27 protein-coding genes, 1 tRNA gene and 2 pseudogenes are annotated in these 23,794 nt (G+C 71.7%); 12 read left to right on the forward strand and 18 right to left on the reverse strand.

What is annotated here, in order from left to right:
- Window positions 1-56: 56 nt before the first annotated feature.
- Both ACZ7GJ_RS28305 and ACZ7GJ_RS28310 read right to left on the reverse strand, forming a co-directional pair.
- Window positions 57-968, reverse strand: coding sequence for a cyclase family protein (locus ACZ7GJ_RS28305; protein ID WP_470755728.1), 912 nt, complete (start codon window positions 966-968; stop codon window positions 57-59).
- A 63-nt stretch (window positions 969-1,031) separates the two neighbouring features.
- A complete protein-coding gene (locus ACZ7GJ_RS28310; protein WP_470755729.1) occupies window positions 1,032-1,580 on the reverse strand; it encodes a putative immunity protein in 549 nt (182 codons plus the stop codon).
- On the opposite strand from ACZ7GJ_RS28310, the gene ACZ7GJ_RS28315 reads away from it, so the two are divergent.
- Together ACZ7GJ_RS28315 and ACZ7GJ_RS28320 are read left to right on the forward strand one after the other, a co-directional pair.
- Window positions 1,579-2,130, forward strand: a complete 552-nt coding sequence (locus ACZ7GJ_RS28315; protein ID WP_470755730.1) for a hypothetical protein — start codon at window positions 1,579-1,581, stop codon at window positions 2,128-2,130. The two genes, ACZ7GJ_RS28310 and ACZ7GJ_RS28315, sit on opposite strands and share 2 nt — an antisense overlap.
- Window positions 2,121-2,579: a hypothetical protein gene (locus tag ACZ7GJ_RS28320; protein WP_470755731.1), complete on the forward strand. Its 459-nt coding sequence runs from the start codon at window positions 2,121-2,123 to the stop codon at window positions 2,577-2,579. Before ACZ7GJ_RS28315 ends, ACZ7GJ_RS28320 begins: the two co-directional genes overlap by 10 nt.
- A gap of 74 nt (window positions 2,580-2,653) precedes the next feature.
- Here ACZ7GJ_RS28320 and ACZ7GJ_RS28325 read toward each other — a convergent pair whose 3' ends face one another.
- From ACZ7GJ_RS28325 to ACZ7GJ_RS28345, 5 genes are all read right to left on the reverse strand, one after another.
- Window positions 2,654-2,992 (reverse strand): winged helix-turn-helix domain-containing protein, encoded by a 339-nt coding sequence (locus ACZ7GJ_RS28325; RefSeq protein WP_470755732.1) that lies wholly within the window; start codon window positions 2,990-2,992, stop codon window positions 2,654-2,656.
- A complete protein-coding gene (locus tag ACZ7GJ_RS28330; RefSeq protein WP_470755733.1) occupies window positions 2,989-3,405 on the reverse strand; it encodes a hypothetical protein in 417 nt (138 codons plus the stop codon). The genes ACZ7GJ_RS28325 and ACZ7GJ_RS28330 overlap by 4 nt, the downstream gene beginning before the upstream one ends.
- A gap of 184 nt (window positions 3,406-3,589) precedes the next feature.
- On the reverse strand, window positions 3,590-3,907 hold the full coding sequence (locus tag ACZ7GJ_RS28335; protein WP_470755783.1) for a peptidase inhibitor family I36 protein: 318 nt from the start codon (window positions 3,905-3,907) through the stop codon (window positions 3,590-3,592).
- Complete coding sequence (locus ACZ7GJ_RS28340) at window positions 3,904-4,887, reverse strand: NADPH:quinone reductase (protein WP_470755734.1); 984 nt, start codon at window positions 4,885-4,887, stop codon at window positions 3,904-3,906. The genes ACZ7GJ_RS28335 and ACZ7GJ_RS28340 overlap by 4 nt, the downstream gene beginning before the upstream one ends.
- Before the next feature lie 20 nt (window positions 4,888-4,907).
- Entirely contained in the window at window positions 4,908-5,486 is a 579-nt protein-coding gene (locus ACZ7GJ_RS28345; RefSeq protein ID WP_470755735.1) for a PadR family transcriptional regulator, read from the reverse strand.
- Window positions 5,487-5,610: 124 nt separating this feature from the next.
- On the opposite strand from ACZ7GJ_RS28345, the gene ACZ7GJ_RS28350 reads away from it, so the two are divergent.
- Both ACZ7GJ_RS28350 and ACZ7GJ_RS28355 read left to right on the forward strand, forming a co-directional pair.
- Complete coding sequence (locus ACZ7GJ_RS28350; protein ID WP_470755736.1) at window positions 5,611-6,003, forward strand: ester cyclase; 393 nt, start codon at window positions 5,611-5,613, stop codon at window positions 6,001-6,003.
- Between the two features lie 218 nt (window positions 6,004-6,221).
- Window positions 6,222-6,431 carry a hypothetical protein gene (locus tag ACZ7GJ_RS28355; RefSeq protein WP_470755737.1) on the forward strand — a complete coding sequence of 70 codons (210 nt, stop codon included), beginning with the start codon at window positions 6,222-6,224 and terminating at the stop codon, window positions 6,429-6,431.
- Window positions 6,432-7,023: 592 nt separating this feature from the next.
- On the opposite strand, the gene ACZ7GJ_RS28360 is transcribed toward ACZ7GJ_RS28355, so the two are convergent.
- From ACZ7GJ_RS28360 to ACZ7GJ_RS28375, 4 genes are all read right to left on the reverse strand, one after another.
- Window positions 7,024-7,098: transfer RNA gene (locus tag ACZ7GJ_RS28360), tRNA-Trp, on the reverse strand.
- 624 nt (window positions 7,099-7,722) lie between these two features.
- Window positions 7,723-8,745 carry a YVTN family beta-propeller repeat protein gene (locus tag ACZ7GJ_RS28365; protein WP_470755738.1) on the reverse strand — a complete coding sequence of 341 codons (1,023 nt, stop codon included), beginning with the start codon at window positions 8,743-8,745 and terminating at the stop codon, window positions 7,723-7,725.
- Window positions 8,746-8,787: 42 nt separating this feature from the next.
- Complete coding sequence (locus ACZ7GJ_RS28370; protein ID WP_470755739.1) at window positions 8,788-8,937, reverse strand: hypothetical protein; 150 nt, start codon at window positions 8,935-8,937, stop codon at window positions 8,788-8,790.
- A 117-nt stretch (window positions 8,938-9,054) separates the two neighbouring features.
- Window positions 9,055-9,396 carry a HopJ type III effector protein gene (locus ACZ7GJ_RS28375; protein ID WP_470755740.1) on the reverse strand — a complete coding sequence of 114 codons (342 nt, stop codon included), beginning with the start codon at window positions 9,394-9,396 and terminating at the stop codon, window positions 9,055-9,057.
- Between the two features lie 211 nt (window positions 9,397-9,607).
- Between ACZ7GJ_RS28375 and ACZ7GJ_RS28380 the strand changes: the two genes are divergently transcribed.
- The 3 genes and pseudogenes from ACZ7GJ_RS28380 to ACZ7GJ_RS28390 all read left to right on the forward strand — a co-directional run bounded on the left by ACZ7GJ_RS28380 (window position 9,608) and on the right by ACZ7GJ_RS28390 (window position 10,899).
- Window positions 9,608-10,297 carry a cytochrome P450 gene (locus tag ACZ7GJ_RS28380; protein ID WP_470755741.1) on the forward strand — a complete coding sequence of 230 codons (690 nt, stop codon included), beginning with the start codon at window positions 9,608-9,610 and terminating at the stop codon, window positions 10,295-10,297.
- Window positions 10,290-10,676 (forward strand): annotated as a pseudogene (locus tag ACZ7GJ_RS28385) (cytochrome P450); the annotation flags it as partial. The gene ACZ7GJ_RS28380 and the pseudogene ACZ7GJ_RS28385, both read left to right, overlap by 8 nt.
- An 82-nt stretch (window positions 10,677-10,758) precedes the next feature.
- Window positions 10,759-10,899: a hypothetical protein gene (locus tag ACZ7GJ_RS28390; RefSeq protein WP_470755785.1), complete on the forward strand. Its 141-nt coding sequence runs from the start codon at window positions 10,759-10,761 to the stop codon at window positions 10,897-10,899.
- A gap of 1 nt (window position 10,900) precedes the next feature.
- On the opposite strand, the gene ACZ7GJ_RS28395 is transcribed toward ACZ7GJ_RS28390, so the two are convergent.
- Window positions 10,901-11,425, reverse strand: coding sequence for a VOC family protein (locus ACZ7GJ_RS28395; RefSeq protein WP_470755742.1), 525 nt, complete (start codon window positions 11,423-11,425; stop codon window positions 10,901-10,903).
- Window positions 11,426-11,600: 175 nt separating this feature from the next.
- On the opposite strand from ACZ7GJ_RS28395, the gene ACZ7GJ_RS28400 reads away from it, so the two are divergent.
- Together ACZ7GJ_RS28400 and ACZ7GJ_RS28405 are read left to right on the forward strand one after the other, a co-directional pair.
- Window positions 11,601-11,855, forward strand: coding sequence for a hypothetical protein (locus ACZ7GJ_RS28400; RefSeq protein ID WP_470755743.1), 255 nt, complete (start codon window positions 11,601-11,603; stop codon window positions 11,853-11,855).
- Window positions 11,852-12,126, forward strand: a pseudogene (locus ACZ7GJ_RS28405) (SAM-dependent methyltransferase); the annotation flags it as partial. The gene ACZ7GJ_RS28400 and the pseudogene ACZ7GJ_RS28405, both read left to right, overlap by 4 nt.
- Before the next feature lie 148 nt (window positions 12,127-12,274).
- Here the strand turns inward: ACZ7GJ_RS28405 and ACZ7GJ_RS28410 are convergent.
- The 5 genes from ACZ7GJ_RS28410 to ACZ7GJ_RS28430 all read right to left on the reverse strand — a co-directional run bounded on the left by ACZ7GJ_RS28410 (window position 12,275) and on the right by ACZ7GJ_RS28430 (window position 18,551).
- Entirely contained in the window at window positions 12,275-12,829 is a 555-nt protein-coding gene (locus ACZ7GJ_RS28410) for an AAA family ATPase (RefSeq protein ID WP_470755744.1), read from the reverse strand.
- 90 nt (window positions 12,830-12,919) lie between these two features.
- On the reverse strand, window positions 12,920-16,642 hold the full coding sequence (locus ACZ7GJ_RS28415) for a CHAT domain-containing protein (RefSeq protein ID WP_470755745.1): 3,723 nt from the start codon (window positions 16,640-16,642) through the stop codon (window positions 12,920-12,922).
- The gene (locus ACZ7GJ_RS28420) at window positions 16,639-17,721 is read right to left on the reverse strand and encodes a tetratricopeptide repeat protein (protein WP_470755746.1); all 1,083 of its coding nucleotides are present in this window, start codon (window positions 17,719-17,721) and stop codon (window positions 16,639-16,641) included. Before ACZ7GJ_RS28420 ends, ACZ7GJ_RS28415 begins: the two co-directional genes overlap by 4 nt.
- Before the next feature lie 16 nt (window positions 17,722-17,737).
- Window positions 17,738-17,899: a hypothetical protein gene (locus ACZ7GJ_RS28425; protein WP_470755747.1), complete on the reverse strand. Its 162-nt coding sequence runs from the start codon at window positions 17,897-17,899 to the stop codon at window positions 17,738-17,740.
- Complete coding sequence (locus ACZ7GJ_RS28430; protein WP_470755748.1) at window positions 17,871-18,551, reverse strand: DUF6338 family protein; 681 nt, start codon at window positions 18,549-18,551, stop codon at window positions 17,871-17,873. The genes ACZ7GJ_RS28425 and ACZ7GJ_RS28430 overlap by 29 nt, the downstream gene beginning before the upstream one ends.
- Window positions 18,552-18,787: 236 nt before the next feature.
- Between ACZ7GJ_RS28430 and ACZ7GJ_RS28435 the strand changes: the two genes are divergently transcribed.
- Together ACZ7GJ_RS28435 and ACZ7GJ_RS28440 are read left to right on the forward strand one after the other, a co-directional pair.
- Window positions 18,788-19,501 carry a peptidase inhibitor family I36 protein gene (locus ACZ7GJ_RS28435; RefSeq protein WP_470755749.1) on the forward strand — a complete coding sequence of 238 codons (714 nt, stop codon included), beginning with the start codon at window positions 18,788-18,790 and terminating at the stop codon, window positions 19,499-19,501.
- Complete coding sequence (locus ACZ7GJ_RS28440; RefSeq protein ID WP_470755750.1) at window positions 19,498-21,054, forward strand: phosphodiester glycosidase family protein; 1,557 nt, start codon at window positions 19,498-19,500, stop codon at window positions 21,052-21,054. Before ACZ7GJ_RS28435 ends, ACZ7GJ_RS28440 begins: the two co-directional genes overlap by 4 nt.
- Before the next feature lie 132 nt (window positions 21,055-21,186).
- On the opposite strand, the gene ACZ7GJ_RS28445 is transcribed toward ACZ7GJ_RS28440, so the two are convergent.
- Window positions 21,187-22,599 carry an aminopeptidase P family protein gene (locus tag ACZ7GJ_RS28445; RefSeq protein WP_470755751.1) on the reverse strand — a complete coding sequence of 471 codons (1,413 nt, stop codon included), beginning with the start codon at window positions 22,597-22,599 and terminating at the stop codon, window positions 21,187-21,189.
- Window positions 22,600-22,746: 147 nt separating this feature from the next.
- On the opposite strand from ACZ7GJ_RS28445, the gene ACZ7GJ_RS28450 reads away from it, so the two are divergent.
- Window positions 22,747-23,730: a LuxR family transcriptional regulator gene (locus tag ACZ7GJ_RS28450; protein ID WP_470755752.1), complete on the forward strand. Its 984-nt coding sequence runs from the start codon at window positions 22,747-22,749 to the stop codon at window positions 23,728-23,730.
- The last annotated feature ends 64 nt before the right edge of the window (window positions 23,731-23,794 follow it).

Raw genomic sequence — 23,794 nt, forward strand, 5'->3', positions numbered from 1 at the left:
CGCAACTGCCAGGGGACGCGGTCCTCGTGGGTCCCGCCTGGCTCGGGTGGGCGGGCCTACCCGATCGTCGCGAAGGCGCGGACGGGAAACGTACCCATCCCCTCGACCATCGGCGGCGCGGCCGTGAACCGGAAGCCCTCAATGGGCAGTTGGTCCAGAGCGTTCAGGTGCTCGACCACGGGGATGCCCGCGCCGAGCAGGGTGGTGTGGACGGGGCGGGCCCCGTCGTCGGTGTCGTCGATGTTCAGCGAGTCGATGCCGACCAGTGCCGCCCCCTGCTCCACCAGCCAACGTGCAGCCGCCTCGGTCAAGTAGGGGTGCCCGCTCCCGTACGCCTCGGTGCCGAAGTGCCTGGACCAGCCGGTCTCGATGAGTACGGCTCGGCCCGCGAGGTCGAAGGGCGCGAACAGTGCCGCGTCGATCGCGCGGGACGCGGCGCCGGTCACCCGGACGAGCAGGCCGGGCAGGTCGGCCAGCCTGTCCAGGCCGATCCCCGACAGGTCGGCGCCGCCCCGGTGGCGGTGTGCCGGGGTGTCGACGTAGGTACCGGTGTTGGCGATCATGTCGATGCGGCCGATCTGGAACTCCGTTCCCGGACCGTAGCTCGCGTGCGAGGCGTCCCAGCCCATGTGGTCGCCGATGTGCGGCGCGGGCAGCCCGGGGTAGGTGACCAGGCCGTCGCGAATGATATGGCTGAGCTCCACCAGCCTGCGGCGCCCGCCGGGTGCCTCGGCCGGGCCCGCCGGGTTCTTGTGCGCTTCCGGGATCACCCGCAGGTTCGCGACGTCCGCGGTCTCGACCATGGTCAGCCCGAGTTGCCGGATGAACAGCTTCGCTACGGCGTCACTGTCGGCCTGTTCCGACGGTACGTCGACGCGGAACCCCTCGGAGCTCAGGCCGCCACCGTTGGAGAACGTGATGTTGATGTCGAAGACGGCACGCCACTGCTGCCGCGAGGATTCACTCATCCGCCGATCATTGGCGAGAACTCCGCCACGCGCCACCAAGTACCGGCCTTTGGACGCCGAACGTCACTCGGCGGAGAGGGGCGGACGAAGGGCGGCGTCCAGCATGCGGAGCAACTCACCCACCCGTCCACCACCGTTCGGCGCTGCCGGGAAGCGCGTGAGCACGTCGATGACGACCGGTGTCGCACAACGCGCCGTGTGCACGAGGTGTTCGGCGCCGACGCTGCGATCGTCGTCGGCGACGAGTTCGGCCGCCCTGGCCGCGTAGGCGCCGGCTCCGAGGATGTGCTTGACCTGCGTGGCCTTGTGCAGCGGATGCAGGTAGGCGGAGCCCGCCGCGGACATCGCCGCCCACGCCGCCTCGCGCGCAGCCGCACTGTCCGCGCTCTTGGCCGCTTTGAGGGCCGCCGAGGCCGTGTCGCGCAGCGCCTTCCCGCGCTCGCCGCCCCGGGCGAACTCCCACGCGGCGCCGACAGCGTCCCGGGGCCGCGAGTCGCCCGGCTGATCGGCCTCGAAGATTTCGAGCACCGTCTCGGCGCACCCCGCGGCGAACGCGGCGACCTCACGAAGGTCCTGCTTGCTCAGAACGATCTCGGCCGCGTCCCCTGTCATGGATCCATCTTCCACGATTGCGCTGGTCGGCCGCCATCCGGCAGCCGGAGGAGGTAGGTGCGGCCCAGTCACCGCGCAGGCCGGCACGGAGCACTCGGCCGAGCTCACGTACGACTTCGGTGGCACCGCGTACGCCCCGCCCGGCCTGGGCGGGAAGCGTACGGAGCCGAAGGCGTCCGTGACCTACCCCCGCCGGCTGGACGGCGGCAAGCACCCCCTGGTGATGGTGCTGCACGGCTGGGGCGACACCTGCGCCGTCGGCGACAAGCCCGCCTGCGGCCCTGCCGACGAACACCTGGAGATGTGGCGCGAACTGTCCACCGGTGCGGGCCCGTTGCGGGAGCTCAAGCAGTTCGCCGACCACGTGGACCTGAACCGGGTCGGTACGCCCGGGCACTCGCGCGGCGGCGGTGGTGTCCTCACCCAGGCACTGGACAGCCACAAGAGCCCGTCCGGCGTGGAGGTCCGCGCCACGATGGAGTTCGGTGAACGCGTACTGCACGATGGGCTCCCCGACCCGAGCCGCTGGGAGGCAGAGCCATGGAGATGATCTTCCGGAAACTTCCGGACCGCCGCCACGACCTCGAGGTACGGGGGCGCCGTGGCCCGGACGTCCGGCTGGCGGACCAGCCCACCGGCCCGACCATGCCCCACGACCTCGTACACGCGGCGGTCGAGAGCGCGCTCGGGATCACGGACGGCTTCTGGGGCGCCACCGCGGAGGGCGCCACCTTCGAAGGGTTCGAGCCGGTCGAGCCGACCCGCCACCGCCGGTCGGGGCTGAAGGTCCTGCGCCGCAAGGGCGAGGCGGTGATGCGGGCCGAACTCGCCGTGAACTGGGCCTACCGCGTCTGGTCGGGACTGAGTACCGAAGGCCGCGGGCTGGGCCGCAGTCCCCTCGACGACCGGCAGATCGCGCTGGCCTCGGCCGCGCTCGACCGGGCGGCGGAGCGCTGGTTGCGGGTGGCGGAGGGCGAAGCGCTGCACTGGCACTGGTGACGCGCGCCGCAACGGGCCGCGCTCGCGCAGGGCATCGGGATCAGGGCCGTGGCAGGGGCTCCGCCCAGGTCACCTCACTGGAGCGGTCCCGCGATGGCCGTCAGCGCGGCGAGGTGGCGCTGGTAGGCGGCTGCTCCGTCCCCGGTCAGGCGCAGCCAGGTCCGCGGCCGCCGGCCGACCTGCCCCTTCTCCACCGTCACCCAGCCCGCTTCCTCCAGGCGCGAGACCTGTTTCGACAGAGCGGAGTCGGTGATCTCCACGAGGTCCCGCACGTAGGCGAACTCGGCCTTCTCCACGGCGGCGAGGGCCGCCACGATCGACAGGCGTACGGCCGAGGCCAGAAGGGGAGCGAGTGCGTGGCGCGGATGGGGGCCCTGTCCTGTTCCCGCGCCCACCGCGGCTTCCGGCGTCATACGGTGCGCCCCTCCCGCCGGGCTGCCGCAGCGGCCGGAAGCGCGCACGCGAGGGCGGCCACGGCCGCGAAGGCGATGCTGCCCGCGAAGACGGCGAAGCCGAGCGCGAGGGACAGGACGTACAGGGCCGTCCAGGCGCCGATCACTCGCAGGTGCCGACCGCCGAAGCCGTGCGGAACCACCGGCTGCCGCGTGGCGAACAGGGACAGCCCCACGACCACGAGGGCGTTCGCGAAGGTGCTGACCAGCGCGCCCGTCGGGCCGCGCCACAGCAGCACGGCAGGCACCAGGACGAGCTGCCAGGCGGCGAACAGCCACAAGTAGCCCACGTACCAGCCGCTTCGACCCCGCGCGGCCGCCTCGATCCGCGCGATCCCCTTCAACGCCGCGGCCGCATCGACCTGTTCACCCATGTCCCACCCCTCCCGTTGGTGCCGGGGCATCTCATGGCCACCCCGGCATCTACTTGCCACAGTAGCAAGTACTTGCCGAGATGGAGCACTTGAGTCGCGCTGTTCGAACGTGCCGCCCGGCCGAACGTGACGGAGGGCCCCGGCGATCACCATGCCGGGGCCCTCCGTCGTTCACCTCACGCGCCTACCGCCGCCGGCTGTGCCGCCGGTCCGCACGGCTGCTGCCTAGCAGGGGCTCAGGTAGTAGACCCATCCCCACGGCGCGTTGCGGTCCTCGCTGTAGCCGCCCGTGTGAGGTCCAGCCGAGCCTGCGGTCGACGTCGTAGAACTTCGCGCGCAGTGCGGACCGCTGGTTGTTGATCCACGATCCGGTGCCGCCCCAGGGGATCTCGGTCATGCTGTTGCAGCTGAGGAGACGGATCTCCGTGCCCGTGAAATCGGGGCCCGAGTAGGCGCACACGTAGGTGTAGGGGCAGGGGGCGGGGCTCCGGGTCTGCGCTATTGGGGGATGGTGACCAGGATGCGGCCGTGGCCACCGCCGGCGTCGATGTGATCGTGGGCCTTGGCGATGTCCTCGAGCGCGTAGCGCTCGCGGACATCGATGCTGAGGGCACCGACGGCGACTGCGGAGGTGAGGTCGCGGGCGGCCTGACGCTTGGCCTCGGCGGGGAAGTCGTCGCTGCCGAGCAGGCGCAGGGTGACGTTGTTGAACAGCAGGGGCCAGAAGGGGATCTCGGTGCGGTCCGCGCGGGCGGCGTAGGCGGCGATGACGGCGTTGTTGGCGGCGACGGCGTTGTCGAGGTCGGCGTTGTCGGACAGGGCGACCTCGATGATCCGGTCGACCCCCTGAGGCGCGTACGAGCGGATGGCCGTGGCGGGGTCGCCGGTGTCCAGGGCGACGGCGTGGGAGACGACGGCCGGGTCGACGCGGTCTAGGTCCGCGGTCCGCCTGACGGTGGCGATCACGGTGGCGCCGGCCCAGTGGGCGAGCTGGGCGGCCAGAGAGCCGACGCCGCCGAGAACTCCGTGGACCAGGACCAGTTGGCCGTCGACCGGGCCGTCGGCGAAGACGGTGCGGTGGGCGGTGATACCGGGGATTCCGAGGCTCGCCCCCAGCTCGTCGCCGAGGTGGTCGGGTAGCGGGACGGCCAGATCCGCAGGGACGACGGTGTACTGGGCCGCGGTGCCGAAGGGTCGGTAGGACTGGGCCCCGTACACCCAGACCCGTTGCCCGACGCGGCACGCGTCGACTCCGGCGCCCACGGCGTCGATGACTCCGGCGGCGTCACTGTGCGGGATCACCCGTGGGTAGGGCATGGACGAGCCGAGCCAGCCGCGCCGCTTCTTGGTGTCGCCGGGGTTGACTCCCGAGACGGTGACGCGGACGCGGACCTCGCCGGGGCCGGGGATGGGATCAGGGAGCTCGCCGACGTGCAGGACGTCGGCGGCAGGTCCCTGGGCGTCGTACCAGGAAGCAAGCATGGAGGTACCTCCGTGGGTGATCAGCTCGCGGGAGCAGCGGGCGCATGCGGATCGCTGTCCGTGACAGTGGTGTCGAATACGGCCGGCTTCTCGCCGAGAGCCTCGCGCAGCCAGGTTCGTTCGGCGCGGCTGGTGGCGCGGGCGGTGAGCAGCATGCCGCGCCGGTAGGGGTCGGTGATCTCCTCGGCGCGCAGGGGCCGGTCGTTGTCGTAGAAGAAACTCGCCGGTTCTTCCAGGAACTCCAGCCGCCTGCGCAGCACCGCGTGCTGTTCGGCCACGTCTGGCAGGTGGGAGAGGAATGCCAGGACGATGTAGAACCGGGTGAAGTCGGTGATCTCGTGGTCGGCGGGCTCGCGCAGACGCTGAAGCATGTCGGCCCGCCCAGCCGGGGTCAGGCTGAGCACGTACCGTGCCGCCCCCGCGGCCGGGTCGGCGCGCCGCTCGATCAAGCCCGCCTTGGTCAGACGATTGATCGCCGGGTACAGGCTGCCGTCGCTGACCGGCCGCGTGTAGCCCGTCAGCTGTGAGATGCGGCGGCGCAGCTCGTGCCCGGGCAGGGGGGCCTCGGCCAGGAAGCCGAGTATCGCGAGTTCCAGCATGAGTCCATCCTTGCACGAGTGCATCGAAACGATGTGAACATCGATTCGATGTTAGGCTTCAGGTATCCACCCACCGTCTTCGGAGAGGCACAGTGCGATGCCGGCGCAGTCCAGCGAGTCAGTGATGAACCGCTTCGTCGAGTTCATCAACACGGGCGACGAGGGTCTCGCTCGCGAGGTCATTTCTCCGGACGCGGTGTTCCACGCGCCGAGTCACCCGGAACCGCTGCGGGGGCCTGATGGGTACATGGAGGTCCTCGGGATGATGCGCAGCGCCTTCCCGGACGTCCAGTGGACGCTGGAGGAGACGGTCACCGAAGGCGACACGGTGGCGGCGCGGTTCACCATGCGGGGAACGCACGACGGTGAATTCTTCGGGATCCCGGCGAGCGGCAACAAGATCTCGGTGCAGGCCATGAACTTCTACTATCTCGCCGACGGCCGGATCGTCGGCGAACGGGCTCAGCCCGACCTGCTCGGAGTGATGCAGCAGATCGGTGCCGTACCGGCTCCGTGAGCTCAGTAACGCCTGGGTGAGTATTTTCCGCGGGAAAGAACTACCGCTGCCGGACGGGGCCTGGACGGCATCACCTACCGCCGTCTGCGCTACGACGCCCGTCCCCGTCCACCTCATCTGGCGCCGCCGGATCGCTGGACACCTCTGCGCGCCAGCACAGAGGGATGGGTGGAAGCCCTCGCGCTGGGCCACCACGCGGGCTACTGGTCAAGACCATCATGAAGATCAAGGGCAGTGCCGTCGATGGGCTGGACCTTGACGGATCCGAGCGGGTACCCGAAGTCCTGGGACTCGCGGATACCTGGTGGCGGGGCAAGGACTCGCTCATCGCCGTCTACCGCGGCGAAGCCTCAGGCTTCGATGCCGCCCACTGCCTATGGGCCCACATCTACGGCGGACTCGACGCATGGGGTTTGGGCGGCATCTGACTGCCCAAGGCGAAGCTATTCGGGATAGGAAGCTGGTGCTGCCCACAGCACTCGATCACGACGCCGGGAGAGACACTGGTCCGTGTCGAGGCGGCTCTGCGTGAGTGGCGCGAGTGGCGGGAGTACCTCCTCGGCTGGTTCGAGGCGTACCCCCTGGACCTGACCGACATCGACGATCAGCGGATCTTGTGGGAGCGCACGGCGAGGAACCTGATCCTGCAGGTCGTCGACCGTACCGGGTGCGGCAGCGGCTGGCACGGCCACTGTCGCCAAGTGCTCACCTGGTTCCTCAATCGCTGGGGAGTCGCGCCCGACGTGGCCCAGGGCCTGGTCGACGACGCGACCGGTGGACGGTTCCGCAGCTGGACCGGTCCTGACACGGCGGTGGTCGACGACATCGCGGAGCAGCTTGCGCTCGCTCTGCAGCCGGCCGACGGCCGTACCCGCTCAGACGCGCCGATTCAGCGTGCGCCCCACCAGCGAACTGCCCCCGGAACCCCTCCACCACCGCGAGGCACTCAAGTCCGCCATAGCCACCACCCTCGACCAGACCTTCAAACGCTGACCGGGCCCGCGCAATGCCGTCGGCGGGCGGGTCCGGCCGGATTCGAACCGGCGTCCTCGCGATTTTGGAGACCGCGCGCGTCGACCACTGCGCTACGGCCCCGCCCGCGCGGAGTCTACTGGCGGTGCAGCGGGGCGAGCACGCCGTGGGTCCTGGGCGCCCTGGCCCGCACCGGACGCCGTCGGGCATGCTGGACCGCATGCGCCCTCCCGCCCGCACCACGCATTCCGCTGGATAGGCCGTCCCATGCCCGAACTCACGGAACACGGCTGCCCCTTGTGCGGGCACCAGGTCGACGTCCACTCCTACCTGCGCGGCGGCAGGTGCCACGGCAGTCAGTTCTGCGAATGCCGGAAGAGCCGGTCGTGGAGCGGCATGCCCGTCATACCGGCCCGCTCGGCCGCCGAGCCGCAGGAGCCCGCCGAGCCGCCCTGCGACAAGTGCCGGTCACCGTTCGGGACATGCCGCTGTCCGTCGTGGTGGGAGCGCGAAGAACCGTACGGGTCCTGCGGCGGATGCGGCGGCTGACCGCCGCCCGCTCGCCGATGCGGGGTGTCACGTTGCAGGACAACGTGCGCCACGTGCTGGCCGTCACGCGCCGCTTGGCCGCGGCGGGGCCCGTCGTCATGGTCGGCAACTCACCGAGCCGTGGGACGCGGTCGACGGCAACCTGCTCGACGCCCTGGCCGCGCGCCCGAGGCGCCCGTCGCTGCCGCAGGCCCGGGGTCAGGCCTTCTTTCCCCGTGCCGCCGCCACGCCGGTCGGCCCGTCGCCCACGGCCACCGTGTCGATGACGCGGGCCGGCGAGGTGTCGATGACCGACAGGGTGTCCGAGTCGAAGTTGCTGACGTAGACCCGGGAGCCGTCCGGGCTGACGGCGAGGCCGTTGGGGCCCCGTCCCACGGCGACGGTGTCCGTCACGGCACGGCCGCGGGTGCTGATCACCGACACGTCTTCGGCTCCGATGTTGGCGACGTACACCTGGCGCCCGTCCGGTCGCACCCCGATTCCCGCAGGCTGGTCCCCGACCGGGATGCGGTCCGATTCCGCGCCGTCGTAGAGGTCGACCACCGACACGTCGTCCGAGCTCAGGTTGGAGACGTACAGCTGACGTCCGTCGGGGGCGAGCACCAGAGCGGTCGGTCCGCTGCCGACGGGGATGGTGCCGGTGACCGTTCCGGTGGCGGTCCGCACCACCGAGACGGTGCCGGACGCGGCGTTGGCGACGTACAGAGTGTCGCCGTCGGGTGTCACCGCCACGCCCAGCGGGGCGTCGCCCACCGCGATGGTGCCCGTCACGGCAAGGCTGCGGGTGTTGATCACCGACACGTTGTCCGACGCGACGTTGGCGACGTAGGCGTACCGGTCGTCCGGGGAGACCGTCACTCTGCTCGGCTCGTCCCCGACGGCGACGGTGGCGATGACCGTCCCGGCGCGGGTGTCGATCACCGATACCGTGTCGGCCGCGGAATTGGTGACGTAGGCGCGGGAGCCGTCCGGGCTGACGGCCACGCTGTCGGGTCCGTCGCCGACGGGAACGCTGTCCACGACCACGCCGGTGCCCGGGTCGACGACCGACACCGTGTCGGAGTGGAGGTCGGCGACGTAGACCAGCGCACCGGGCCGCGGGGCCAGCCCAGCTGCCGTCCCCTCGGCGGATGCGCTGGCCAGGTCTCCCGGTCCCATCAGCGCAGCCGTCACGCAGAGCACGACGGCTGCACGCCGCCCCATGTCCTGATTCCTCGTCATGGTGGCCACGCTAGGGCTCCGGCACCGTGCCCTGCGTGAGGCTCACGCAGGGCACGGCCGAAGGGGCAGAACCGAGCCGATGGACTGGACGGCTCCCCAGCCGCCGGTGCCGACCTGGACGCTCGGGCCGTCGATGGGGCCGTGGATGTCGGCGACGCCGTCACGGTTCGCGTCGGCGGCGCCGGCGGCCAAGGGGTGGCTGGCGACGGTGTAGCCGTGGCCGAACTCGGTGCGGTCGCTGACGGATCCGTCGGGCTGGCCGAGGTAGGGGTAGAAGCCGGTGCGGGCCCCACACCACCAGTGACCCGATCAGCTCTTGCGGGCCAACGGCTGCCCGGTGAAGCTCACCCCTGCCAGGCCGTGGGCCAGGAGGTTGCGGATGTTGCCGTGATCGCTGTCGTTCGGCGTCGCCAGCACGCTGCGGTAGTGCTCACCGAACGCCAGCAGTGCCTCCTGGTCGCTCAGCCCTTCCAGCAGGGCCAGTCCCAGCGTCTTGCAGGAGCCCTCGTTCTCGCCTGCGGCATTCTCCAGTTCGCCGTTGCGGAACGCCTGCGGCTGGTAGTCGTAATGCGCAGATACGAAGGCCAAGGTGTCGGCGAACTCGTGCTCACCGGACGCAAGGCTTGCCCGCAGCGAGTGCAGATCGGTCATGCAGGTTCTCCCGGGTTGAACAGACGACCCGTGCTGTCGTCAGTGATCGGACGACCATACCCGCCTTCGGGCTACTCGGCCGGCAGCGCCCACACATCGGGACGAGTGACATCTTCACAGGTCAGGCGGGGTGCGTGGGGAGGCCCGAGGTGCTCTGGGAGGGCGGCGCGCCCCGACACACCGGGTGGCACGTCGGCGGCTCGGTCGAGGGATGCAACCGCCCTCAGAGCGTGCCCCAGTTGCCTTCGGATCATCGTGCGGCCGGCTGGCCAGCCGGCCAGCTCCACCCCTCCACCCCGTCCGCGGTCCCCGGGGCCTGCCGCTCCTGGGGGACCTGCCCGCGTTCGGGCGCGATCCGCTGGGCTTCCTGACCCGCCTGCGCGACGACTTCGGGGACGCCGTCTCCTGGTCGCTCGGACCGCGGCGGGGCCTGTTCCTCTCGCACCCTCGGCACATCGCGGAGCTGCTGGCCGCCCGCGAGGACACGTACGAGATCCTCGACATTGGCTGGGCGTTCCGGCAGATCATCGGGCAGAGCGTCATCCGCAGCAAGGGCGGCGACTGGCGGCGCAAACGGGCCCTGGTCCAGCCCGTCGTCCGGCCGCGCCAGGTCCGTTCGTACGCGGCGTCGATGGTCGCCTGCGCCGAGGCGGCGGCCGACGGCTGGCGGGACGGCGAGCGGATCGACCTCCGGGCCCGGACGCTCGGTGCCGCGATGGACGCGGCAGATCGGGAGGTGGGTGCGGAGCTGCGCGGCATCGGGCTCTTCCTGCCCCTGGGTACGGACCCCGTCCCGGCGCCGGACGCTGGCAGCGGTTCGGGGGATCGACGCCGAGGTCCACCGGCTGCTCGCGGCGCGGGACGAGTCGGGCCAGCCGCTGACGCCCGTGGAGGTGCGTGACGAGGCCGTCACGCTGTGGGCGGCCGGGCACGACACCGCCTCCACGGCCCTGGCCTGGGCGCTGTACCTGCTGTCCGGCGCGCCACAGGCCCGGGCCCGGCTGGAGGGGGAGCTCGAGGAGGTGCTGGGCGGGCGGCCGGTCACGGTGGACGACTACGAACGCCTGGCCTGGACCCGGCAGATCATCAAGGAGGCCCTGCGCCTGTACCCGCCGGCATGGGTGATGCCGGCGGTGGCCCGCGGGGGTGCCGTACTGGGCGGTACGGCCGGGAGACATCGTGTGGTGCAGCCAGTGGACCACCCACCGGACCCGCGGTGGTTCCCGGAACCCGACCGCTTCCGTCCCGAGCGCTGGTCCCCCGACGCGCCCGCGGCCGTCCCCGACCACGCGTGGTTCCCCTTCGGCGGCGGCCCCCGCGCCTGTCTCGGCGCCCGCCTTCGCCCAGGTCGAGGCCGTCCTGGTGCTCGCCCCCCTGGCCCGGCGCTGCCGCCTGGACCTGCCGCCCGACGAGGTCCCGCCCCGCGCGGGCCTCCTCCTCCAGCCCTCCGCACCCCTGATGGCGCCGGTCCGCCGGCGACGCATACGGGACTGGAACCGCTGATTCAGGGGGTCGGGCGTTGCGGGGCGCTGGCCACTCCGGATTCCCGTCCGCTGAGTTCGGCGTCCAGGGTTTCCTGGGCCATGCGCATCGACTGCGCGTACTCCGGCTGGGACAACCGTTCCCAGGCCTCGTCCGGTGTGACGTCCTCGGTCCGGCTCATCACCCACCAGATGTTGCCGAACGGGTCCCGTACCCGCCCTCCCCGGTCGCCCCACGCGCTGTCGGCGGCCTCGGTGACGACCGTCGCCCCGTGCGCGACGGCGGCGGCCATGGCGGTGTCCGCGTCGGGTACGTAGACGCGCAGCAGCGCGGGCATCGCGGGCCAGTCGGGCCGGCGGTCGAAGGCCAGGACGACCGTGTCGCCGACTCGGATCTCGCCGTGTCCGATGGTGCCGTCCGCGACGGGCACCCGGGCGAGCTCCTCGCCGTCGAACGCCGCGGTGATGAAGTCGAGCAGTGCGCCGGTGTCGTCGGTGACGACCCACGGTGCGACGCTGGTGTAACCCTCGGGCGCGGTGTGCTTCATCAGTACGTCCTGTCTGCCGGCTCCTGGTGACGTGGACGACACTACGCACGAATCAGGTCAGTTCCTGTCCTAGTTCCGGCGACACTCGCGTTCACCACCGGTCAGGCCGCAGCGTTCGCCGACGTCGCCGGACCTCCTCCGGCTGGTCCAGGTCCGTACCCCGGCCGGAGCCGGTGTGCCCCTGGCCGAGATCGGCGACCTGCTGCCCGACCGCGGCCTGCTGGAGATGCCGACCGGATCCCAGCGCCAGCCCAACGCCTCCGCCCGGGTACGGACTGGTCAACGGCTGAACTCGTTCGCCGTCAGGCTGTCCGTGACTCCGGTGCCGAGCTCGAGGATCCGGGCCGCGGACGCTGAACGGGTCGCGGCCGCAGCCCCACGGGCGCGCTTCGCCGCGCTGCACCACGACCTGTGCGCGCTGACCCGATGACCGCCCAGCTCGCCGAGCCCGTCACCCGTACCTGGCAGGCGGACCCGTACGCGGACGCCCGCGTACCGGGCAGGGGCCGCTGTTCCTCCGCCGGCGCGACGGCTGGCTGCTGCCGCTCGAGGTCGAACGGTGGTGCGCCGAACCCGACGCAGCCGACGACAGCGTCCTCGCCCGGTGTACCGGCCCCGTCCTCGACATCGGCTGCGGACCGGGCCGACTGGTCGCCGCCCTCACCGGGCTCGGACGCACCGCGCTCGGCGTGGACCTCACCCCGGAGCCTACTTCTGGTGGCCCCGGCTCGGCGCCCGCGCCGTGTGCGCGCAGGCCGCGGCCGCAGGGTGGACCGCGTACGAGACCTGGCAGGCGGCAGGGCGCTCCTTCGTACACCTCACCCGCTGATGCTCGTACTTCGTCACTGGTCAGTGTGCTCGGACGAAGGCTCCGATCTCGGCCGTCCCGGGCCGATAGCCGTCGGAAGTGTCCACGAGCAGGGTGGGCGCGTCGAGGGAGATGGCGACGAACCCCTCGGGGCGGTAGGCGCCTACGGCGATGTCGGCGAGGAGCCGCCGGTCGCCGTGGGCGGCGCGATGCCTGTCGGAGTCCGCGCGTTCGGTCATGCGTTCGATGATGGTGGGTGTCGGGGTGGTGCAGCGGATGATCCGGAGGTCCGCGATCTTCGTCAGGGGTTCGAGGCCGGGGCGCCAGAGCCGGTCCTGGTAGGCGGCCTCGGCGACGAGCGTGACGCCGGCTTCGAGGAGCACGCTCAGGGCTCCGAAGAAGGCGTGCATGGCCGGGACGTTGAGGGGATCGTCCCTGCCGGGCCGGTAGGGCGCGGTGCTCATGGCCAGGCCCTGCTTGATCTCGTCACGGATGATCGCGGGGCAGCCGAGTTCGCGGGCGAGGCTGTGCGCGAGGGTGGTCTTTCCGGTGGCGGGTGGACCGCTGACGACCACGAGGGTCGGCCGTGTCGGCATTGGCTGCGCTCCCGAGGGTGGGCCGGTACGTCGGCTCAGCTTCTCGTGCGCGGCCGGGTGCCGGCGGGGTATTGATGCGGCGGGTCGTCGTCATGGACCGATGTGGACGTGGGAGGCCCACAGGGAGGGGAAGTTGCCGAACTTTCCGCGGATCTGTCGGCTGGAGTGGTGCAGCGCGCCAGCCGGATCGTCCTGCTCGTCGAGGAGGCGGCGGTAGAAGCCGTCGGCGAGGTCCGCTCCGACGTCGTCCCGGATGGCCCACAAGGTCGCGACGACATTGCGGTACCCGGCGAGTTGGAACGCCGATCCGAGGTGCACGGCCTCATCGGCGAGCCCGTCAGGGGAGCGGGCGGTCTCGCACGCGGACAGATACGCCAGCTCGGTGCCGTCCAGGTGCAGACCGGCGATCTCGCCGACGTTGAACGCGTGGGCCTGATGGTCATGCAGCAGCAGCCGTCCGGCCGCCGGATCGACCGGATCGCTCAGTCCGTGGCAGGCGAAATGCGCCCAGGCGTGCTCCGCCATCTCGGCGCGGACCCGCTCGCGTGTCGCCTGCGGCCCGGAGAGCGTCGTGATCCGGTCGACCCGCTCGGCGAGTGCCGCAGCCTCGCGGCCGGCGAACGGCAGCGCGGATGCGCCGGGGGTGTCGGCCATCGCCACGGCGAGGACCCGCCGCGGGCGGTGCACCGGCGCCCGGCCGCGCGCGACCCGGAGCGCCCGCACGGTCGGGGCGTAGGAGGAGATCACCCGGTCCAGCGCACAGCGGTCGCCGCGCTGGGCGGCGTGCAGCGGGAGCAGGTTCAGCAGCCCGGTCGGCACCCACCACACGCGCGGCCACGGTGCCCCGGGCGCCGGAGGGCCGTCGATGCCCAGGGCCCGCAGCACGGGCTCGGTGATCGCGTCCCACAGCCAGGCCAGGACGGCCCCGATCTCGCTCTGCGCCCGCAGTTGGGCGTCACGGTCCCGTGTGCGCCAGGCCGCACCCGACCGTCCCAGAGCGCCGTAGATGCTGGAGGCCGCGTGCCGCAGCGCGTCCGGGGTGGCGTGCGGGAGACTGACGACGCGTACTGCGGCTCCGGTCGCGCTGATGATCAGCGCGTCCGACCGGTACTCGCTGATGTTGGGCACGACCACGGGACCGGGCCCGGCCTGTGCGATCAGATCGGACCACTGCGCGGGGCGCAGGTACTGGCCGAAACCCGGCCTGCCGCGGATCTCCGCCACCGTCTCGTCGAACTGGTCGAGCAACCGCCGCCGTTGCAGGCCGAAGTCCTGGTTGGCCGCGTGGGCCGTCCTGCCCGCCTCCGCCGCGGGGTCCGGTGCGTACAGGCGCGGCACCGTCCCGGCGCCGAGCATGGGCGCGTCGTCGAGTTGACGGCGTATCCGCTCGAAGCGGTCCGCCAGATCGGCGTCATGCGCCCGCAGTTCGGAGAGGTCCTCCCGCAAGTCGAAGGTGTGGGACAGGAGGACTCCCCGGCCGCGCTCCAACAACACCGCCGCGGCCCGCGGGTCACCGGCGTTCAGGGCGCTCGCGGCGGCTCGCTGCGTCAACTGCGCCCACCGGGACAGCCAGTACTGCCTGGTGTCCGGGTGCCGGTCCGCGGACGCCATCCTGGGCATCAGGTCCACGCAGGCGGCGAACAGCTCCGCCGCCTCGTCCCACGCCCCGCAACGCGCCGCCCACGAAGCGCATTCGTAGACGCTCTCCAGCCGGCTCGACGGCGGACTCGGCTCGACGCGCAGCACCCGCCGCGCCAGGTCGACGGCCTCGGCGAGGTCGGCGCCGCCCTTCGCCCGGTCGTGTCTGGCGCGCAGTGCCCTCATCAGGACGTAGAGCCGCTCGATCCGGTCCGGTTCGTCCTCGGAACCCCGCTGCACGGCCACGCGCGCGAGGTCGACCGCCCGTGTGAGGTCCTCCGGCGCGCGGACCGCCTCGTACCGCTCCAGCAGTGCGTACGCGAGGGTCGTGCACGCCCGTGCACGGTGCCCGGTGGGATGGTCCGTAGCGGTTTCCCACGCCTCCTGGGCCGTCTCGACGGCACGGTCGATGTCGGCTGCGCTCCGGGTGCCGGCGAAGCGCCGTACGAGCAGCACCGACAGGTTCGACAGCGCGGTGGACAGGTTGGGGTCGCCGAGCCGCAGCATGGCGACGGTGCTGTCGGCGGCTTCGATGGCCAGGTCCAGATCTCCTGCGTTCCGCAGGCGCGCGTGGCTCAGCGCGTGGATCGCGGCGATGTGGTGCGTAGCCTCCATCCGGCTTCTGAGGTCGGCGTCGGGCAGCAGATCGAGGGCCTTGGCGGCCAGGGTGAGTGCGTCTTCCAGGTCGGAGAGGTCCCCGGTCTGCTCGTACCGGGTCGACAGCGCGCCGGCGAGGACGACGTTGAGCCGCGCCCTGGCTCTTGCGCTGTCCGGGGGCTCGAAGGCGGACTGCCGCGGGTCATCCGGCTGGAAGATGAACGTCGCCTTCGGCGGACCGGCGTGATCCCCGCGCACCGAGGCCAGGGCGGGTGCGTGGCCGATGTCCAGGGCTTCGTCCAGCGCGGCGATGTCGCCGGTGCGGCGGAAGACGGCGATGAGCGCTATGCCCAGGTGTACCCGTGTCGTGTCATTGCCGAAGAAGTCGCCGGTCCCGTCGGCGAGGGCGATGGCCCGTCGGAAGGTGTCGACCGAGGCTTCGAGGTCGGCCGCGTCGCCGGAGCGCTCGAAACGCGCGTACTGCAGCCGCCCGAGGTTGGCCAGGAACACCTCCGCGTTCGGGTCACCGGGAGGCATGCTCTCGGTCACCAGCCGGTTGCCGGTCAACTCCGTGTCCAGGGCGGCCTCTTCACCCGTCTGCCCCGCGTGCTCGTTGAGTACGGTGATGAAGGCTGCCCGGTAGACGTATTGATCGGAGTCGCCGGGCGCCGATCCCTCGACGGCGCGTCGCAGCAGGCCGACCGCCTCCAGCAAGTCGTCCGGCCGCCCGGCCTGTTTGAAGCGTGACCGCAGCGCCGTGCCCAGGTCGAACAGCATCCGCGCCGGATGCGGGCTGCCCGCCGGGACGGCTTCCGTGGCGAGCCGGCCGACCAGGACGGCCTCGTCCAGATCGTCCGGGTCGCCGTACCGGGTGAACCGTGACTGGAGGGCTCCACCGACACGGGAGAGCAACTGGGCGCGCTCCATGGGGTCGTCGGAGCGCAGGTGCATCGCCCCGCGGCCCAGTCGGACGACCTGCTCGATGTCCGCGATGTCCTGGGCGTGGTTGAACCGGTGCCACAGCGCGTTGACGATGCTCAGGACGAGGCGGAGTTTGCCCGGACGGTCGTCAGGCAGGAGGTCGAAGGCCGCCTGGGCAACGGTGATCGCGCTGGTCAGTCCCCGTACGTCTCCCGACCGGCCCAGCGTGAGCCATGAGAGCTGGAGCAACTCGTGCGCCATGGCGGGCAGCGCCGGATCGTCGCCGGGCGCCGTGGTCACTGCCCGGCCCATGGCGTCGATGGCCCCGTCCAGGTCCTGCCGCTCGCCCCTGCGCTGGAAGCGGGCGAAGAGTGCCCTGGCGAGCCACGCCAGCGAGGCGTGGCTGCCTGTCCGTGCCACGACGCTGCGCGTGATGCGGATCGCCTCGTCCAGGTCCCCGATCGTGCCCCCGTCCTCGGCGCGGTGCATGAGCAGCCCCGTCAGGATCTGTTCGGACTCCCGGTCGGGCAGGCCGCGGGCGGCCGCTGCCGTCACCTCGCGCCCCAACGCCCCGATCGCCTCCGACAGGAGAGCGGGATCGCGGGTGCGCATCCACCGCTGTACGAGGCCGATCGCACCGCCGTTGTCGATGCTCATCGCTGCTGCTCCTCCTGCCCGTCGGATGCCGTGCGCGGCGCGGGGGGCCGCGCGTACCGGGCCGACTCCAGGTAGTCCGTCATGTCGCCGGTCGCTCCGAACCGGACGAGCAGCGCAGAACTGACGGCCGCCAGGTACGTGCCGGCTTGCGCATGGTCCGCCGGAACGGAATCGGCCAACGTTCTGAACTGGTTGATCGCCTCGTCCAGGTCGGCGAGGCTGCGGTGCCACTCGAACCGGGACCGCAGGGCGTGGCCGAGCGTCAGTCGTATCTGCCGGAGGTTCGGGTCCCCGTCGCGCAAGAGCCGGATGGCGTGCTGTGCGCGGGTGATGGCCTCGTCCAAGTCCCCCTGGTCGCCGAGCCGTCCGAACCGGGCGTGCAGTGCGCGGCTCAGGTTCGCCAGTACCCCGGAGTGATCCGGCCCGTCGGCAGGGGTGGTGGACAGCGCGCCGCGGCAGGCGTCGACGGCCTCGTCCAGTGCTGCGGTGTCGCCGGTCTCGGCGAAGCGGGCCTGTAGCGCCGCACCCAGGTTGCTGAGGTACATGGCGCGGCGTCGGCCGGGCGACGGCTCGTGCTTGACCGCGAGCCGGAAGCACGTGATCGCCTCGTCGAGATCCGTGCGGGTGCCGGCGCTGCCGCGCCGGTCCAGGAGCGAGGTGCCGAGATGGGACAGCATGCCCGCGTGGTCAGGATGGCCCGGACGCGTCATCTGCACGGTCCGCCTGCCGATCTCCACGGCTTCGTCGAGATCGGCGGGGTTCCCGGCGCGTTCGAACCGGGCCCGCAGGTTGGAGCCCAGGTCGCACAGGATGCGGTGGTGTTGCGGATGGCCCGGAGGCTGGGCGAGATGGGCGCCCCGGAGCATGCTGATCGCCATGTCCAGGTACCGGGGCTCCTCGGTCGCGTCGAAGCGTTCGATCAGGGCCGTCGCGGCCAGCAGGTGGAGGTGGCCGGGTGGCCGGCCCGGCGTCGAGGGCGGGAGCACCTTGAGCTGCATCAGCTCGTACAGGCGCTCGGGGTCGGCGGTCTCGCTGTACTGGCACATGAGCTCGTGCGCACGTGCCGTCTCGGCGTCCACGCGGTGCGCCCCCTCGCTACTGGGCGGGGGTTTCCGCGGAGGGGGAGACGGGTCCGGGACCGGGCGGGGCCACGTCCGGCTCCACGTCGTCCTCCTCCCGCGGTGCGTACCCGCGCGGGGCGCCGTCGTCGTCGAACAGCGCGTACTCCTCAGGTGTCAGTCGTGGGTGCTGGTTCATGCGGCGCCTCCGGCGGGACGATGGGCGACGATCGGTCGAGGACCTCGAGGAGGTCGATGTCCTCGCAGCGGACGTACAGGCCTGCGGTCTGTGCGGATCTACCGGCGAAGCTGCCGTCCGGGTTCATCCGCCAGGCCGTCTGCAGGAAGAGCTCCGGGGGGCTGGGGTACGAGCTGGCGAAGGATCGGGCCCCGAACCAGCCGCCCGCCCAGCCCCCGTTCTTGAGACGTACGCGGACGAAGCACGGTTCGCGGTCCCTGAACACGTGGTCCCACGCCGTCGGAGTGGACTGGAACCGTCCGCGCAGGCGCCGGCGCTCCCGTACGGACACCCCGGCGGCCGCCGCGGCCGGCACCAGGATGAACAGCACCAGTGCGACGAGTCCGGACAAGCGCGGCTCTCGGGCGAGTCCCTCCCAGCCCCGGGCGTCCGAACCGCGTGCGAGCGTCAGCAGCTGCGGTCCCGCGACGATCACATAGAAGGCGTCCAGGACGACCGAGGCCGTTACGGCCCTCAACACCCGCTCACCGAGCTCGCGTTGTCCGGGAACGGGGCCGCGCCAACGCTCCCGCAGGAACTGGTAGGTCACTCCGGGCAGCACGAGGAGGACCATCAGCGCGACTTGGAGCACCGTCGACGGCGCTTGCCCCACAGCACGCCTCCCCGCGTCCGTGCCTGTCGACATCGATCAAGTTCTGACGATACAGGGCGGCTTGCGCCACGAGAGGATGTTGGAGCACATCCCGAGGCGTCGGGGGATGCCGTCACACCTGCCAGACGCCCCGTAAGTGAACGTCATAGGGGTTTGCCCTAGCGCATTTTGGTACCTGTCGGGCGAAGAAACCCCTGCTCACAAGGGTAGGAGAGGCGTCTGCGACACTGCCTGCTGTGAAGATCACCATATCGAGAGGCTCCCTCGTCCTGGGAGCCCTGGCACTGCTCTGTTCCCTGCTGTTCATCGTCCCGACGACCGCGTCGGCGTACGAGAACTGCGACACGGGCGCCCTCTGCCTCTACGACCAGGAGAGCGGCAAGGGCACGGTGGAGAAGCCCGGCACCGCGCCCGTCCTCTCCATCCCCCTGTCCAGCAACAAGGGGAACTCTACAGTCCGTTCCGTCCACAACAACACCGACTCCTGGCTCTGCCTGTACGCCGACGCCTACTACGGCGGCACGATGGAGGCGGTGAAGCCGAAGACCGAGGCCAACCTCCCCGACCTCTCCGGTGAACTGCAGGGGCGCGTCAGCTCGTACAAGCTCGTTCCCTCCAAGGGCCACTGCTTCACCGGCTTCGAGCGGTGCGAGCAGGGCAAGCTCTGCATCTTCGCGGAAGAGCGCGCCCGGGGCGGCATGTACTCGACCACGAGCTCCCACAACGGCTACGCGGCCGTCTGGCAGGACCGCGTCCGCTCCGTCGTGAACAACACCTCGCTCTACGCCTGCTTCTACTCCGAGGCCGGTCACGGCGGCGGTTGGAGGGACGGCAACGGCACCTCCTACGGCGCCTACAAGGTGATGCCGGGTGACAGCACCACGCTCCCCGAGCCCTTCACCAAGTCCTTCCGTTCCCACAAGCTGACCGACAAGGCTGACTGCTCATGACGACCGACACCCCCGCGCGCTCCTCCCGCGCACGCCGTAGAGGCCCGGCTGCCGCTGCGGCCATCGCCCTGAGCGCGGCCCTGCTGGTCGCCACGCCCGGTGGGAGCAGCGCGGCCCCGCAGGAGCCGTCGCTGCTCGACGGCTGGGTGGAGACCGGGCGTTACACGCTGGCCACCGGAGTGACGTACGCGCGCTACACGGAGAAGGTCCAGACCGAAGGGCGCGTCGCCAAGCGCGAGCTGAACGTGGTCGTCGCGGATCCCGAACTGGGCGCGACCCGCCTCGAAAGCACCGTGGGCGGCTCCGCCGCCAAGGCGGAGACCGTCGCCAGCCAGCTGGCCGCGGTCAAGCCGGAGCGGCCCCTCGCCGGGATCAACGGCAGCTTCTTCAAGGGCGAGCCTCCCCACGGCGAAAGCATCCAGTTCCTGGGAACCGCGGTCCGTGACGGCCAGGTCAACGGCACCGGCTGCCTGAACGGCAGCCAGGCGGTCGTGCTCCAGCACGGTCTGCCGTACATCTCCAAGCTCCGCGCGACCGTGACCGTCCAGGTCGTCGACGCGACCGGCGCCGTCGTGGCCGAGCGGCTGCTGGACGACGTCAACCGCGACCCCGGCCGCGGCGTCGGCTGCGCGCGCGGGGAGGGCGACGTGTCGAAGTCGCTGGCGCACGACCCGAGCAAGCCCGATGACAAGACCGGCATCTTCGTCGACGGGGACGAGCTGATCGCCTTCAACGACGCGTACAACGTCGCTACGCCCCCGAAGAACCGCGACACCCACCCCGAGGTCACCGAGGACGACGCCCCCGGGTACGAGGTGGCGGTCGACAACGCCGGCGCGTTCACCCTCCCGAAGGACGCCGGTGGCAATTGGGTCGCCGGCCGGGGCGGGAAGAACGTCGCGACGGGCGGGTTCGTGCTGCAGGCGGTGGGCAGCGGCGCGGAGCAGTGGCTCCAGAACAACCTGACCGCCGGGCGCACCCTCAAGCTGAAGAACGAGGTCGCGGACCTCGAATTCCCCGAACACCGCATCGCGCTCGACGAGTCCGTGGACATCGTGTCCGGGATGGCGCACCGGCTGCTGGACGACGGCGTCGTCGCCACCTCGGCGCGCACGTGCTCGCGCCTCTTCGACAAGACCGGCACCCGGGTGACGCGGTCGGTCAACGACGAGCCGGTGGCCGGCGACACCTGCCGGGACTCGCGCACCGCCCTCGGCACCGACGCCAAGGGCCGTACGGTGATGGCCACCATCACGGGGCGGCGCGACGTGGGCGCGAACCCGACCGACGCCACTGACTACTCCGGCGTCGACGGCGCGTTCATGTACGAGTTCGCCGACATCCTCAAGACGCCCGAGCTCGGCGTGATCGACGCGATCAACCTCGACGGCGGCGGCTCGACCACCATGTACACCCTGGACAAGCGCCAGACGGGCATGACCGACATCGCCAAGCAGGCGGACGGCACGTACCTGCGGGTCGAACGCCCCGTGGCCGACGCGATCTACCTCACCCGTGGCGGCTACGCCATCCCCGGCGGCACCCTGCCGTAGCCCCTGAGGCCGCGCCGATGCCCGGAACGCTTCGGCGTTCCGGGCATCGTGCGTGAGCGGCAGGGCTGCTACCGGGGTGTGGGCGCCGCGTCGGTCAGCTCGGGCGGCGTCCCCGCCCGGGCCGGAGGTCCGTCAGCCCGCGACGCGGGCCATCCACGCCTCGACCTCGTCGGCCGAGCGCGGCAGGGCCCCCGAGAGGTTCTCGGAGCCTTCGGCGGTCACCAGCAGGTCGTCCTCGATCCGCACTCCGATGCCGCGCCACTCCTCGGGAACGGTCAGGTCGTCCGGCTGGAAGTACAGCCCCGGCTCCACCGTGAGCAGCATGCCCGGCTCCAGCACGCCGTCGACGTACTCCTCGGTGCGGGCCTGGGCGCAGTCGTGGACGTCCAGGCCCAGCATGTGGCCCGTACCGGCCATCGTGAAGCGGCGCTGCAGGCCGAGCTCGTAGGCGCGGTCCGCCGGGCCCTCGATGAAGCCCCACTCGACGAGCTTCTCCGCCAGGTACCGCTGCGCCGCCACGTGGAAGGCGCGGTACGCGGCTCCCGGCCGCACGGCGGCGATGCCCGCTTCCTGGGCCTCGTACACCGCGTCGTACACCTTGCGCTGCACGGCCGTGAAGGTGCCGCTGATCGGCAGGGTGCGGGTGACGTCGGCGGTGTAGAGGGTGTGCGTCTCCACGCCGGCGTCGAGCAGGAGCAGGTCGCCGGGGCGTACGGGACCGTCGTTGTCGGTCCAGTGCATGATCGTGGCGTGCTCGCCCGCGGCGCAGATCGAGCCGTAGCCCACGGAGTTGCCCTCCAGCCGTGCCCGGCGGAAGAAGGTGCCCTCGACCCACCGCTCGGAGGACGCGACGGCCCGCGAGAGCTCGCCGACGCAGTCGGTGAAACCGCGCACGGTGGAGTCCACCGCCTTGCGCATCTCGCCGATCTCCCAGTCGTCCTTGACGAGCCGCAGTCCGCTGAGGGCCTCCTCCAGTTCGGCGTCGCGCTCCGCGTCGGTGGTGACCGCGGCTTCCAGCGCCGGGTCGACGCCGCGGACGATACGGGTGGGCGTGCCGGGCGCGGAGGCCAGGTCGCCCACCGCCGCGCGGACGTCGCGGCAGGCCAGACCGAGCACGCGCTCGGACTCGGCGAGGGAGCGGCGACGGCCCATCCACAGCTCGGCGGTGTAGCCCAGCCAGAACTCGTCGGTGTCCCGGCCGTCGCGCGGCAGCTGGTAGCAGTACGCGTCGTGGCCGCCGTCGGGGCGGGGTTCGAGGACGAGCGCGCCGTCGCGGGCCTGGTCCCCGGTCATGTGGACGTAGGCGGAGTGCGGGCGGAACGGGTAGGTGTCGTCGTTCGAGCGGGCCTTGAGGTTGCCCGACGGGACGACCAGCCGCTCGCCGGGGAAGCACGCGGAGAGCGCGGCGCGGCGGCGGGCCGCGTACGGGGCCTGCTCGTCGAGCGGGAGGCCGTCCCGTTCGGTGTCCGCCCAGCCCTTCCTCATCAGGGCGGACAGTTCCTCGGAGACCCCCGAGTAGAGACCGTTCTTGCGACCCTTCGACACGCCTGGACCTTCTTCCGGATCGGTTCGGCTGCCGAGTGGCCCCGGCGGCACCGGGACGGTACTGCGGACGAGTGCGCTCAGGTGGGCCAGTGGTGCCAGTGGCACTGATCGGCCACATCCGCCGCGGCGTCGTCGATAATGGCGTGCATGGCGAACGCGAAACTGGGCGAGGCGCTGCGGATGCTGGGGATCGGCCCCGCAGCGGGCCGCGTGTACCTGTCACTCCTCGAACTGGCCCCCGCCCCGCTCGCCGAGATCGGGGAGGCGGCCGGGGTGGACGGCGCCGAGTTCCCCGCGGCGTACGCGGAACTGGTCGACGCCGGGCTGGCCAGCGCCGCCACCGGGGGTACGGACGTGGTGGCGCCGGTACCGCCCGCCGCGGCCCTGGAGATCCTCGCCAGGCACCGGGCGGCGGAGCTGGAGGGGTCGCGCATCACCGTGGGCGGCGCGTTCGAGTCGTTCCGCCGCCAGCGGCTCGCGGCGTACAACGACGACCTCGTCGAGGTGGTGACCGGCGACGCCATCGGCCCCAGGATGCGCCGCGCCTGGGTCAGCGCCCGCGCGCAGATCCGCCAGCTCGACTCGCCGCCCTACTTCCCGCTGGCCGGCGCCCTCGACGACGCGCTGGCGACGCTCGCCCGCGGCGTGACGCAGCGGGTGGTCTACTCGCGGGCGTCGCTGGAGGTGCCCGGGCAGCTGGAGAGCGCCATCGAGCCGTGCATCGAAGCGGGCGAGCAGGCCCGGGTGGCGCCGACGGTGCCGGTCAAGCTGGTGATCATCGACGAGGCGTACGCGCTGGTGTCCCTGTCGATCAGGGAGGCGGACGTGCACAACACGATGCTGGTGGTGCAGCCGTGCGGGCTGCTCTCCGCCCTCCTGGCGCTCTTCGAGCAGACCTGGCAGCAAGCCCTGCCCTTCCACGGCCGCGCCACCCGCCCGGCCGGTCTGCTGCCCGCCGACCGTCGCCTGCTGCGCCTCCTCGCCGGCGGCGCGAGCGATGAGGTCATCGCCCGCGAGCTGGGCATCAGCCGCCGCACCTTCTTCCGACGGCTCCAGGTCCTGATGGCCCGCCTCGGCGCCGAGAACCGCTTCCAGATGGCCCTCCAGGCGCAGCGCAGCGGCTGGCTGTGAGCTGCGGCGCCGCCCGCGCGGGCTTCGGCATGGCCGCGCGGAACACCGGGAAGGAGATGGTGTC

The sequence above is a fragment of the Streptomyces sp. NPDC037242 genome, assembly GCF_055604165.1.